Origin of the sequence: Paenibacillus sp. DMB5, assembly GCF_001517085.1 — a bacterium.
Taxonomy (GTDB): Bacteria; Bacillota; Bacilli; order Paenibacillales; family Paenibacillaceae; genus Paenibacillus_AQ.
The window spans coordinates 187551-200527 of the sequence record NZ_LRAC01000120.1; the positions used below are offsets into that span (position 1 = coordinate 187551).

Consider the following 12977-nt stretch of genomic DNA (forward strand, 5'->3'; position numbering starts at 1 on the left):
AGCGGTCTTGTTTATTTTTAATACACAGGTTATTGCCCTGACAATCCTTCAACGACCTTGTCGATATTCCACTGCATCATCCCAAGGTAAGTGTCTCCCTCCTCACCTTCCTTGGCAATGGAATCGGTGAAGATTTTGGAATGGATCGGCACCCCAGTCTCCGCAGATACCGTCTCCATCGTCTTAGGGTTTACACTCGTCTCGAGGAACAGCGCCGGAATGCTGTTATCTTCAATAATTCCGATAATCCGGCTCATCTGCTCCGGTGTTCCCTGGCTGTCGGTATTGATCTCCCAGATAAATGCAGATTCCAGTCCATAGGCCTTCGAAAAGTATTTAAAAGCCCCTTCACTCGTTACCAGAATGCGTTTATCCTGCGGAAGCTGCTGCACGGCATCCTTGGCATACTGATCCAGTTCGTTCAGCTCGCCGACGTATTTCTCCTGATTGCTGCGATAGTAAGCTTCGTTGTCAGGGTCCGCCGCAATTACTTGTTCAGTGATGATATCTACATATTTAACAGCATTTTGGATGTCAAGCCACGCGTGGGGATCCACCTGGGATTCCTTGCCCTTTTCGGTCAGATAGATCGGGGCTACCCCTTCAGTAAGTGCAAATGCAGCTTCTGTCTTGTTCGTCACATCGAGCAGATCCTGGAACCACCCTTTTCCAGTCTCCAGGTTCATACCGTTATAAAAGATCAGGTCTGCCCCGGAAACCTTGCTTGTATCCGCAGGCAGCGGATCATACATATGCGGATCTGTTCCGACAGGGACAAGGCTGTACACCTCCGCCTTATCGCCGGCAATATTCTCAGCCATATCCGCGATGATGGAATAGGTTGCTACAATCTGCAGCTTATCCTTCTCCCCTCCTCCGGCGGTTGTATTTGAGCAGGCGGCAAGCAGCAGGAGCAGCAGAGAAAGCGGCAGCAGCATTATTTTTTTCATCGTGTCTTCAATCCTTTCCCGAGGAAATTGTTTTTGGGCGATAAAATGAAGGAAACAGCAAACAGGGTCATGCCCACCAGTACAATTGTGGCACTTGTCGGCAGATTATACCGGAAGCTCACGATGACACCGGCTATTCCGGATACTGCACCAACCGCCGAGGCCAGTATAATCATGTGAAACAGCGTCTTGGTCCACAAATACGATGTAGCTGCCGGTATAACCAGCATTGCAATAACCAGAACGATGCCGACCTGTGACAACGAGGATACGGTAACTACAGAGAGCAGCATCATCAACAGATAATGATAGAAGCCTGTCTTCAGCCCGTAAGCCTTGGCCACCACCGGATCAAATGAGCTGATCAGCAGCTCCTTGTATAACAAAGTGATAATAGCAATGACAACCAGCATGATGATAAAAGACTGGGTCAGCTCAGACTTCGGAACCGCCAGAATATTGCCGAAAAGAATATGCGTCAGGTCAAGACCGCTGCGCGCAAAGGTAATCAGAACGATGCCAAGTGCGAAAAAAGAGCTGAGAATGATGCCGATGGACGTATCGCTTTTGATATTGCTGCGGCTGGTGATAAATTGAATCAGTATGGCTGCTAGCAGTCCGAACAGGGATGCACCCAGCAGAATGTTGATGCCCAGTATATACGATAGCGCGACCCCGGGCAGAACGGCATGGGATAAGGCATCGCCCATCAGCGACATTTTGCGGAGTACGATAAAGCTGCCCAGCGCACCTGACACAATGCCAAGGATAACCGCCGACAGTCCGGCGTTAAGGGCATACACGGGAATGTCCAGCAAGTCGGATAAAAGATTAATCATGCGCCTCACCCCCCGCCCCTCGGATGATCACATTGCCCAAGGAAGCTCCATACGCTTTGCGGATATTATCGGTAGTGAACGTATCGCCTACATCGCCGAAGGCAATCAGCTTCTTATTGAGAATGATGATTTTGTCAAAATAGTCCTCGACCTCATGCAGGTCATGATGAACGACAAGGATGGTCTTGCCCTCTGCCCGCAGCTGCTTGAGCAGCTTGACGATAATCGTCTCACTGACCAAATCAATGCCGACAAACGGTTCATCCAGGAAAAAACCTCCGCCTGCTGGGCCAGCGCCCTGGCTATAAACACACGCTGCAGTTGTCCGCCCGACAGATTACTGATCTGCCTGTTAGCCAAATCTGCGATATCCACCATCGCCATGCAGCGCTCAGCGGTCTCCTGCTCCTTTTTACCGGGACGCCGGAACAGCTTCAGACCAGGATAAGTACCGGTTAGCACCGTATCCCGCACGGTTATCGGGAATGAAAGGTCGATGTCGTTCTTTTGCGGTACATATGCGATGTTGCGCCTGTAGCCCGATATCGTTCTGCCCTCCACTTTGACAGTACCGCTGCGCTTTTTGACAACCTCCAGCAGCGCCTTGATAAAGGTTGATTTGCCGGCTCCATTGGGCCCGATAATCCCGACCGAATGGCCAAGGGGGATGTCAAGATTGATATTTTCCAGTACCGGGTTGCCGAAATAGTCAACATTCAGGTCTTTAATTTCGATCACAGTATTCTCTCCTGTCCGATGAACTTTTTCATGCACAACTATTTTATAGTCGGATAAAATTATTTCTCTGTACAACCTTTGTTTCCTATGGGAAACAATTATTCTTAGGTACAATATATTTAACCCAGAGAAAATTGTCAATAATATTTTAAATTTTTCGGAATCTCTAACAATACCGTTATGGTTGCAGCGTGAAAAAAGCCCGGCCCGTCAATTTGACGGACTGGGCTTACAGATGTATCAAAAAATTATCAGTGCAGAGTTATCCCATCTTAATGACTGCCTTAACAACCTCTTCTTTGTTGTCGATGACGTAATCGAAAGCTCTTTGGGACTCCTCGAAGCTGAACTCGTGCGTAACGATGCCTTTGACGTCGATTTTGCCGTCTGAAATTGCGCCGATTGCGGCTGGATACAGGTTGCGGTAACGGAAGACCGACTTGATGTCAGCCTCTTTGAACATAATCTGCATGAAATCAAAGTCAATGATATCCTTGGCCGCCAAGCCTACAAGTACAATGCTGCCGCCCCGTTTGACCAGATAAGGGGTCTGTTTCACTGTATGCTCACTGCCGGCCGTTTCGATCACTTTATCCATGCCTGCTCCATCCGTCAGTGCAGCGATTACCTCGAGCACATCTTCCTGTCTGGCATTGATAACCTGTGTAGCACCGAGGCGCTTGGCTGCTTCCAGCCGCTTCTCTATAATGTCGACTACAACGATGTCCGTAGCACCAAAGGCTTTGCAGGCCAGCAGCGTAACAAGCCCGATACAGCCTGCGCCCAGAATCACGACACGATCGCCCAGCTTGATGCCGCCTTGCGCTGCTGCATGCAATCCCACAGACAGCGGCTCAACCAGCGCTCCTTCTTCTGAGGAGACGTTGTCCGGCAGCTTAAATGCCATATTTTCCGGGAATGCAATATAATCCATAAGACAGCCGTGATAAGGCGGAGTGGCCAGGAATTTGACATCAGGACACAGATTATACTTTCCGCTCTTGCAGAACTCGCATTGGCCGCAGGTAATTCCCGGCTCCAGCGCTACCCGGTCACCGACCTGCAGATGCTTCACCCCGGAGCCAAGCTGAACCACCTTACCCGCACACTCATGACCCAGGATAAAATCCCCCTCGACCACAAAATCACCGATCCGGCCATGCTCCAGATAATGCACATCCGAGCCGCAGATCCCCACATATTCAAGCTTGACGATAACCTCGCCTTCAGCAGGAACCGGCATTTCGATTTCTCTCATTTCCATCTTCTTGAGTTCGGTCATGTAATAAGCTCTGTTCTTCATTATGGTTTCTCCTTCCGTAATTAGCCTGTTACTTCAAGGCCTCGGCTTTCTCAAGCAATGCGATATATTCCTCAACGTTGTCCTTGGTAATGAGCGGATTGCCGATATCCGTATCCACCTGCTTTTCCGCTCCGGTCAGGAGCTTGCTGCTGGTGTCCAGAAGCTTCTCGGCCAATTCAAAAGCATTCTGCAGGCATGTAGAGGTCATCCGGCCTTCTTTAATAAGCTGGAAAGCTTCAAGGGTTCCATCCACCCCGTACGCCAGCATACCGTCAAATTTGGAATTATCCTTAACGGCTTCGATTGCGCCCGCCGCCATGTTATCGTTCATGGATATCACCGCATCAATCTTGTCGTTCGCCTGGACCCAGTCCTCCATGTATTTCATCGCCTCGTCCTTGTTCCAATTGGCAATCTGTTCGCCGACGATTTGTACATCAGGACGTTTGTCAAAAAACTCCTTCTGCCAGCTTTCTCTGCGCTTGTCGGCATGGAAGTTGCCGGATGGGCCGTTCAGGACAACAACCTTGGCATTTTGCGGGATCTGATCCAGTGCGGCGCGGGCGTTCACGCCGGCTTGCTCGTACGGATCGGCATCCACGGAGGAAGCGCCTTCAATTCCGCTAATCCGGGCGTTCGTGGTGATGGCGAATTTACCGGCTTTGATAACTTTTTCAACATAAGGCCGCTGTGCCTCACCATTGTTCGGCTGCACGATCACAAGGTCAAATTTATTGGTGATGGCATTTTCAATCATGGATTTTTCTTTGTCATCATTGGCCTGGCCGTCGAAGACCTCGAGCTTGATATCCGGATATTTCTTCGCTTCCTCCTTCACCGCATTGGCCAGCCAGGCAGCGAACGAATCGGACTGGGCACGTGCGATATAAGCAATCTTATAGACCTTATCGCCGCTGTTTGCCTTCTCTCCGCCGTTCGCTGAATTTGCCTTATCCGAATTTCCGCAGCCTGCCAGCATTCCCGTTACAAGCAGCATTGAAACCAGGGTTACCAGTGTTTTTTTCATATGACTTCCCCTTTTATTTATTTTAAACAGCATTGCTGTTTAATCCGGTCATCCTTTATGGCTTGGCGTAATACCCTTGCCTTTCTTGCGTATGCTCTTGTCTTCGATCCGGCCCAGTGTGCTTTTGGTTCTGCGGTTTTTGGAGCGGATGTCGTAGATAACCGCCAAGGCGATGATGGCGCCGCGGATAATCTGCTGCATATAGGAATCGACATTGGTCAGGTTCATGATGTTATCGAGAAAGCCGACGATAAACGCCCCGGCCAGTGTACCGCCCGCGGAGCCGATGCCCCCTGAGAAGCTGGTGCCTCCGATGATCGCTGCGGTCAGCGCTGTAAATTCATAGTTGATTGCTCCGTTGGGAAGACCGGCATTGACCCGGGACATAAAGAGGATTCCGGCCATGCCTACAAAAATCCCGTTGATGATAAAGGCGGTATACTTGACTCTGTGCACGTTAATGCCTGAAGCGACCGCTGCCTCTTCATTGCCGCCTACGGCGAAAAGTGAACGGCCGAATCTGGTGTGCCGCAGGATATACCAGGTAATAACGGCAAAGACAATCAGGAACAGGACCGGGATCGGAACAAAGCCGATGGAGCCTTGGCCGAGTACAGTGAAATCACCAAGCTGCAGAATATTCTGGCCTTTCGTGAACAGGAGGGCTACCCCGCGGGCCATCGTCAGCATGGCAAGTGTAGCGATAAACGGAGGTGTCTTAAAGGTGCTGATCATAACCGCATTAATGAGGTTGCACACGATGCCGGTTACGATGCCGGTAATAATAGCGACAGTGAAAGAACCCGTAGCTTTATAGGCCGATACTGCAAAAACACCGGAAAGCGCCAGCACGGAGCCCTGTGATAAGTCAAGCATCCCGCTGATAATCAGCAGCGTCTGGCCGAAGGCCAGAATCGTAGTTACCGCAAGCTGGGTGGAGATATTGGTCAGATTGTTAACCGATAAAAAGTTCGGATTGGCAAAAGAACAGACAATAAACAAGGCCAGCAGCACCAGATAAATGCTGTAGGTTTTTTTAAACGTGCTCCAGAATTGGCTCCAATTGATCTCTTTCAATTCCCTTCACCTCGTTAAGATGTAGTTGTTCCTGTGGCGAACTTCATGATTTGCTCCTGGGTGAACTCATGCCTGCTGAGCTCCCCGGTTATGGTCCCTTTGGCCATTACGTAGATCCGGTCGCACATGCCGATTAGCTCGGGGAGCTCGGAGGAGACCATGATGACCACTTTGCCTTCCTTCACCAATTCGGTCATCAGCTTGTAGATTTCGTATTTGGCACCTACATCGATGCCGCGGGTAGGCTCATCCAGGATCAGGATGTCGGGATTGAGCAGCATCCATTTGGCGAGCACCACCTTCTGCTGGTTGCCTCCGCTGAGCGACGCGATAACGGTCTCCGTGGACGGCGTCTTAACCCGCATCTTGCTGAACATTTCCGACACAAGATCATGTTCGTTCTTCCGTTGATAGCGGAAGCGAAAGAACACTTTTTGCAGTGAAGATATCGTGGTGTTCTCTCTGACTGAACGCATTGGTATGATTCCGTACCGCCGCCTGTCCTCGGATAACATGACCATCCCGTTTCTGATACTCTGCTCTACACTCCGGATATTGACCTCTTGCCCTTTTATGTAGACCTGCCCGGATACAATGGGATCAAGGCCGAACAATGAGCGCATGACCTCGGTTCTTCCCGCTCCGACCAGTCCCGCGAAGCCGACCATTTCCCCTTTACGCACATGGAAGCTGACATCCTTGTATCCACCGGCACCGCACAGGTTCTCCACCTTCAGCAGCGTATCACCGATCTCTATGTCTTCCTTCGGGTACGTATTTGTAAGCTTGCGTCCTACCATGAGCGAGATGACTGTCTCAATGTCCAGTTCCTCTTTGGGATGGCTTTCGACAACGGTCCCGTCACGGAACACCGTAATCTCATCGGCAATCTGAAATATTTCGTCCAGCTTGTGGGAGATATAGATGATGCAGACGCCGCGGGCTTTCAGCTCCCTGATCTTGATGAACAGCTTCTCTACTTCCTCGTGGGTAATTGCAGAGGTCGGTTCATCCATAATGATAATGTCGGATTTGTTCGAAATCGCTTTCATAATCTCCAGCATTTGAATATCCGATACCGTCAGGTCCTTGAGCAGTGTTGTGGGTAAATACGGCAGATTTTCGGATTTCAGCAGCTCCGTGGTCCGCCGTCTGACTTCCTTCCAGTCCACGTTGCCGAACCTCTTGCCCGGCAGGTTTCCAAGGAACAGATTCTCCTCGACCGTCATTTCAGGCACATAATTCAATTCCTGAAAAATCATCGAGATACCAAGGCTGCGCGCCTGTATTGGACTCCCAATCTTGACGGGCTGTTCGTCTATGAAGATCTGTCCGCCGTCCGGCTGGTGAATGCCGTTGATGATCTTCATCAGGGTGGATTTGCCTGCACCGTTCTCGCCGCACAGCACATGCACCGACCCTTTTTTCACCGTAAAGTCGATCTTGTCTAATGCCTTGACCCCCGGAAAGGACTTTTCAATCTGTGACACCCTAAGCTTGATCTCTTGTTCCATTCCCTTCCCTCCATCATTAAGATACGTGTTGAGATACGGTTTTCATTTGCCCTAATCTTTATTAATACACTTTTATAAAACGTCCTAAAGAAGATTATAACCAGAATTGTTTTGCTGTCAACAGAAATCAGTAAGAACTGTAAGCGGATTCATTTTTGTCATTAAAACTGACACAAAAAAGCCCCAACCGATAGCGGACCGCACCGTTATTCCGGCGCATTTCCGCTATGACCTGGGACTTGATTAAGACAATTTATACTGTAAACGATGCTTGTTCCCGCGAATCAGATGCTGTCGATGAATCCGGCAACAAGCTCCAGGGCTGCGCCTACCGCAGTTGCCTCCAGCTTGTATTTGCAGACACGCAGATAGGAGCCGTCTGCTTCGAAGGTGTTTTTACTTGCTACGCGTTCTTGAAGAAGGTCGATGTATTCCTCCATGTACGCTCCGGCGTATCCGCCTAGGATCACATCGCAATCATAGAGCATCCGCAAATTATTGATCGTTACCACAAGATAAACAAGATACTCTTCCCAGAGCGATTTCTGCGGCTCTTGACTGGTGCGCAGCAGCCGGAAGAATTCAGAGATGCTGCCCTGTGTGCTGTCCGAGAGGATGCGGGCCGAGCAATAAGCATCGACACAGCCCTTCTGTCCGCAGTAGCAGGTATGGCCGCCGGGAACGATGGTCATATGGCCAAATTCCCCGCTGCGGTGATTCTGGCCGGTGTAAATCTGGTTATCGACGATAATGGAGCCGCCTACACTGTTGTTCAGCGAGAGGTAGACGACATTATTCAGGTCCTGCTCCCCCCATAATTCGGCGAATCCTGCTGCATTGGCATCGTTGCTTAAAACGCATTCGTAAGGAATATGCTCGGCGAACTGACGGACATTTCCGCCTTTAAAATCTATGACCGTAGCATAGCTGACCGTCTGGCGGTCAGCCTCGAGAATTGCGGGCAGTGCTATGCCTACACCGAGAATTTTGCTGCTGTCTATGGCGCATTCAGCGACAAATTCGTCTACCAGCCTGCCCACTCCCTGAAAATAAGTCTCTGAATTGGCAAAAGGAAACTGATGACGGACATTCTTCACTATTTTTCCGCTGAGATCTATGGCCACTATTCCGACGTGATTCCGAGTTACATCCAGACCGATGCTGTATTTTGCCACACTGTTGCAAGCCATGGCCTTTGCCTTCCGTCCTCCTGTAGATTCAAACAACCCGGTCTCTATAATCAGATCACGTTCCTGCAGTTCTTTGAGATTCTGGGTAACCGTCGGAAGGCTCAGGTTAACTGCCGAAGCTATCTCCTGAATGGAAGTCGATGGATGGTAGTTCAGGTAACGGTAGATCGCGTTCCGGTTCATTTTTTTGACATCCATGCTGTTTAAGCGTTGTGCTGCCATTGTACAAATCCTCCGACTTTTATAAATGTATTTCTATAATGTGCTATACTCATCATAATCTATGTACATCCGGATTTGCAATGATTTGGGGCTTATTTTGTGAATAATTTCACTATATTAATCTGCAAGATTCACTTACAATTCAATTAACCTTAATTCCACTCAAATAACAGCCCGGTCTAAGCCGCCAGCAGAAACAGGCGGTTCAGATCGGGCTATCCAATCCATCTTAACTCAAGTATTTACCGGTAATGGATTCTGCGGCTTCCCTAATCCGGTCTGGCGTACCTTCGTACACGACCTGTCCGCCCCGGCTGCCGCCGTCCGGCCCCATGTCAATAATCCAGTCGGCCTGGCTGATAACCTCCAGATTATGCTCGATGACGATCACGGTGTTACCGGCGTCTACGAGCCGGTCCATGATTTCCAGCAGATGGCCGATATCGGACATGTGCAGGCCAGTCGTCGGCTCGTCCATCACATAGATGCTGCCCTGCTTGTGCAGCTCGCTGGCCAGCTTGATCCGCTGGCACTCCCCGCCTGACAGGGTGCTGAGCGGCTGGCCGAGCGTAATGTAGGTCAGCCCGACATCGCTCAGCGCCTGCAGCTTACGCCGGACCTCCTTCAGCTCGAAGAATTCCAGTGCCTGCTCCACGGTCATCTCAAGTACTTCAGCAATCGATTTGCCGTTCAGCTTGTAAGCCAGTACCTCTTCCTTGAAGCGTCTTCCGCCGCACACCTCACACGGCAACTTTATCGTATCCAGAATCGCCATTTCGGCATAGACCACACCAAGACCCTGACAGTTCTCGCAGGCTCCTTTGGAGTTGAAGCTGAACAAGCCGGGACTGACCTTGTTGGCACTGGCAAACGCCTTCCGCACATCATCCATGATGCCGGTATAGGTTGCCGGATTGGACCGGGTGGATACGCCGATTGCCGACTGGTCAATTACGATAGCCTCCGGGTGGGTGCTGAGAAAGATATCATTTATCAGTGTACTTTTACCTGAACCGGCAACCCCGGTCACTACCGTCAAAACCCCTGCCGGGATATCAACGGACACCTTGTGCAGATTATGCAGGGAAGCCTCTCTCACCGGCAGCTTGCCGGTAGCCTGCCTGTACTTTTGCTTCAATTGCAGCCGGCGTTTCAGATACGTACCCGTTAACGTTCCTGACTCCAGCAGACCCTTGTAGCTTCCTTCGTAGACAATGCTGCCGCCGCGGCTTCCGGCATTTGGCCCGACATCCACAATATGATCTGCCACCTTGATGACATCCGGATCATGCTCGACGACGATGACCGTATTTCCTTTATCGCGCAGCTTCTGCAGCAGCCCGTTCAGGCGGTGTACGTCACGGGGATGCAATCCGACACTCGGCTCGTCAAAGATATAGGTAACATCCACCAGACTTCCGCTGAGATGCTTCACCATCTTGACCCGCTGGGATTCGCCTCCGGATAAGGTATCTGTCTCCCGGTCCAGTGTCAGATAATCAAGTCCGATATCCACCAGATGCTGCAGCCGTCCGGTCAGCGATTTGACAGCCGGAGCTGCAGCAGGATCGCTGATCTCCTGTATGGTACGGATCAGCCCGCCAACCTCCATCGAAGACAGCTCGGCAATGTTGTAGCCGTTAATCCGGCAGCCGAGTGCCGCCTGGCTCAGTCTTGCCCCGTGACAGCTTGGACACGGGCCTTCGGTAATAAAGGGGGCGACCATCTTCTGGGTGCGCTCGGATTTCATTTTGACGTCCTGTCTGATGTATTTGCCCGTAAATTTCTCGATGACGCCTTCTACGGTAATGTTGGTCGCTTTACCCGCGAAATCCATCTTTACTTTTCTGGCTTTGGCGTACAGCAGCTGGTCAAGCTCCGCTTCCGTATAGTCGCAGAGCCGCTTATCCAGATCAAAATCTCCGGCCTGGACGATCATATTCCACTCCCAGCCGCCTACAGAATAGTCCGGCAACAGAATAGCGCCCTCGTTCAGTGATTTTGACAAATCCAGGGCCTTGTCCATATCGACCCCAAGCCTGCGTCCGATGCCGCTGCATTCAAGGCACATTCCCTGAGGATCATTGAAGGAGAACATATTTGCCCCTCCGATATGCGGCTGGCCCACCCGGGAGAACAGCAGACGCAGAATTGGAGAAATATCAGTGATTGTGCCCATGGTGGAATGAGAGCCTCCGCCCAGCCGTTTCTGATCGACAATGACAGCCATGCTCAGGTTTTCAATAGCATCGGTATCCGGCTGCGGAAACTTCGGCAGGAAGGTACGCACGAACATACTGAAGTTCTCATTCAGCAGACGCGAAGATTCCGCAGCAATCGTATCAAAGACAATTGAGGACTTACCCGATCCGGAGACCCCTGTGAAGATAGTGATCTTCCGCTTGGGTATGCGCAATGAAACATTTTTGAGGTTGTTTTCCCTCGCACCTGATATGACGATATACTCCTGGTTAGACCCGCTCATGTTAAGCATCCCTCCGGTTGATGTTCGTTATAGCTGACAAAGCTATTGTATCATCTGCAGCCAGACAAAACCCGGTCACATTCAGTCCGCGGGATTTAATATAGCGAGCACCTGATGATCCTCCCACACGCCGTTGATTTTTACATTACGGAGGGCAATGCCTTCCTTGTGAAAGCCGGCCTTTTCCAGGACCCGGATCGAGCCGGGGTTCTTGGGTGAGGCCTCACCCGTAATCCGGTGAAACTTCAGCTCCTCGAAGGCATATTGCACGACTATTTTAACCGCTTCAGTCATGTATCCCCGGCCGTTAAACTCCTGATCCAGGCTGTAGCCGATCATGCAGCTCTGCAGCGCCCCTCTTACCACAAATGACAGGCCAACACTGCCAATAATCCGGCCGTCCTCCCGGTGGCATACTACAAAATCATATCTCCGGTCCGTTTCACGGTCTGACCTGCTGTTCGCTATCAGCTGACGCTGATATTCCTCTGTATAGAAATCGTCAATGGCATTAGGTGAATATTTCTCAAAAAATGCCCGGTTACGCTTGTAAATATCTGTTAATGCCGCGGCATCTGTCTCCTCGGGGAATCGGACGTAAATCCGCTTATCCGCTTGCTCTGTCTTGTCCATTGTGTGCACCACCTGCAAAAAATTAATAAAGTTAATTTGACTCATTCACATATACCTGCTCTAATCCGGTAAAATACCCGATCACAACCTCACGGAATTCGCAGGCGGCCGGTGATAGATAACGACCCTTGTTCCACAGCAGGGCAATTTCCCGCACCAGCTTATCGTTATTCACCTGTAAATAGCTGACCATTCCGCGTGAATCCATCGCGGTACCGGGAATAAACGCAATGCCGATTTCAGCTTCCACAAGCTGGATCAGCCTTGAAGGCTCATCCCCCTCATACACATAATGCGGTACAAATCCCTCTGCACTGCATACGGAATCAGCCAGATCCCGGGTCCCGTAGCCTTTTTTGACACCCACAAACCATTCATTCTTCAGTTCAGACAATGCAATAGCTGAGCGGTTTGCCAGCCTGTGCCCTTTCGGCACCGCAACCATAAGCGGGTCATTATATACAATCCGGGTTTCAATCTCCTCAGCTTCAAAGGATGGCGAAGACAGACAAAAGTCTACTTCTCCCCTTAGCAGGCAGTCAGTCATCTCTCTGGTTGTAAGCATCTGTACATGAAAGTGAATATCCGGCCGCTTTTGGCGGAAGGCCCGCAGAATATTGGGAAGTGCGCTTGCGGCTGTTACCGCGAGCTCCAGCGTTGCGGGCTCCTGACCGGCAAGGTACTGCAGCTCCTGCCTGCCCTGGGCTAACTCGAACAATACGCGCTCCGCTCGCAGCAGAAATCTGCTGCCGTAATCATTCAGCTTCAGACGCCTGCCGTTCCGGTCAAAGAGCGGGACACCAAGATCCTCCTCAAGCCGGGCAATGGTTCTGCTCAGAGAGGATTGCGTAACATGTAGGCTCTGCGCAGCTTCCGTTACATGCTCAAGCCGGGCTACCGTTACGAAATATTGTAGTTGCAGAAGCTCCATAGCGCCTCCCTTCATTCCTTATAGTCAATGAAATCATAACATAAAATGCATTGGAGTAAATATCGGAT

Annotated in this window: 10 protein-coding genes and 1 pseudogene; all 11 read right to left on the reverse strand. The window is 50.6% G+C overall.

What is annotated here, in order from left to right; all coding sequences use genetic code 11:
* Positions 1-29: 29 nt before the first annotated feature.
* Positions 30-950 carry a zinc ABC transporter substrate-binding protein gene (locus AWJ19_RS13145; RefSeq protein WP_068724323.1) on the reverse strand — a complete coding sequence of 307 codons (921 nt, stop codon included), beginning with the start codon at positions 948-950 and terminating at the stop codon, positions 30-32.
* Entirely contained in the window at positions 947-1789 is an 843-nt protein-coding gene (locus tag AWJ19_RS13150) for a metal ABC transporter permease (RefSeq protein ID WP_068724325.1), read from the reverse strand. Before AWJ19_RS13150 ends, AWJ19_RS13145 begins: the two co-directional genes overlap by 4 nt.
* Positions 1782-2524 (reverse strand): annotated as a pseudogene (locus AWJ19_RS13155) (metal ABC transporter ATP-binding protein). Before AWJ19_RS13155 ends, AWJ19_RS13150 begins: the two are co-directional and overlap by 8 nt.
* 265 nt (positions 2525-2789) lie before the next feature.
* The gene (locus AWJ19_RS13160; protein ID WP_068724327.1) at positions 2790-3830 is read right to left on the reverse strand and encodes an NAD(P)-dependent alcohol dehydrogenase; all 1041 of its coding nucleotides are present in this window, start codon (positions 3828-3830) and stop codon (positions 2790-2792) included.
* Between the two features lie 28 nt (positions 3831-3858).
* The gene (locus tag AWJ19_RS13165) at positions 3859-4857 is read right to left on the reverse strand and encodes a sugar ABC transporter substrate-binding protein (protein WP_068724329.1); all 999 of its coding nucleotides are present in this window, start codon (positions 4855-4857) and stop codon (positions 3859-3861) included.
* Between the two features lie 48 nt (positions 4858-4905).
* Entirely contained in the window at positions 4906-5934 is a 1029-nt protein-coding gene (locus AWJ19_RS13170; RefSeq protein WP_068724330.1) for an ABC transporter permease, read from the reverse strand.
* 14 nt (positions 5935-5948) lie between these two features.
* Positions 5949-7448: a sugar ABC transporter ATP-binding protein gene (locus AWJ19_RS13175; protein WP_068724332.1), complete on the reverse strand. Its 1500-nt coding sequence runs from the start codon at positions 7446-7448 to the stop codon at positions 5949-5951.
* A gap of 284 nt (positions 7449-7732) precedes the next feature.
* Positions 7733-8860: an ROK family transcriptional regulator gene (locus AWJ19_RS13180; protein ID WP_068724334.1), complete on the reverse strand. Its 1128-nt coding sequence runs from the start codon at positions 8858-8860 to the stop codon at positions 7733-7735.
* 229 nt (positions 8861-9089) lie between these two features.
* Positions 9090-11345 carry an excinuclease ABC subunit UvrA gene (locus tag AWJ19_RS13185; RefSeq protein ID WP_068724336.1) on the reverse strand — a complete coding sequence of 752 codons (2256 nt, stop codon included), beginning with the start codon at positions 11343-11345 and terminating at the stop codon, positions 9090-9092.
* Positions 11346-11426: 81 nt separating this feature from the next.
* A complete protein-coding gene (locus AWJ19_RS13190; protein WP_068724599.1) occupies positions 11427-11978 on the reverse strand; it encodes a GNAT family protein in 552 nt (183 codons plus the stop codon).
* Between the two features lie 31 nt (positions 11979-12009).
* On the reverse strand, positions 12010-12909 hold the full coding sequence (locus AWJ19_RS13195; RefSeq protein WP_068724338.1) for a LysR family transcriptional regulator: 900 nt from the start codon (positions 12907-12909) through the stop codon (positions 12010-12012).
* Between the last annotated feature and the right edge of the window lie 68 nt (positions 12910-12977).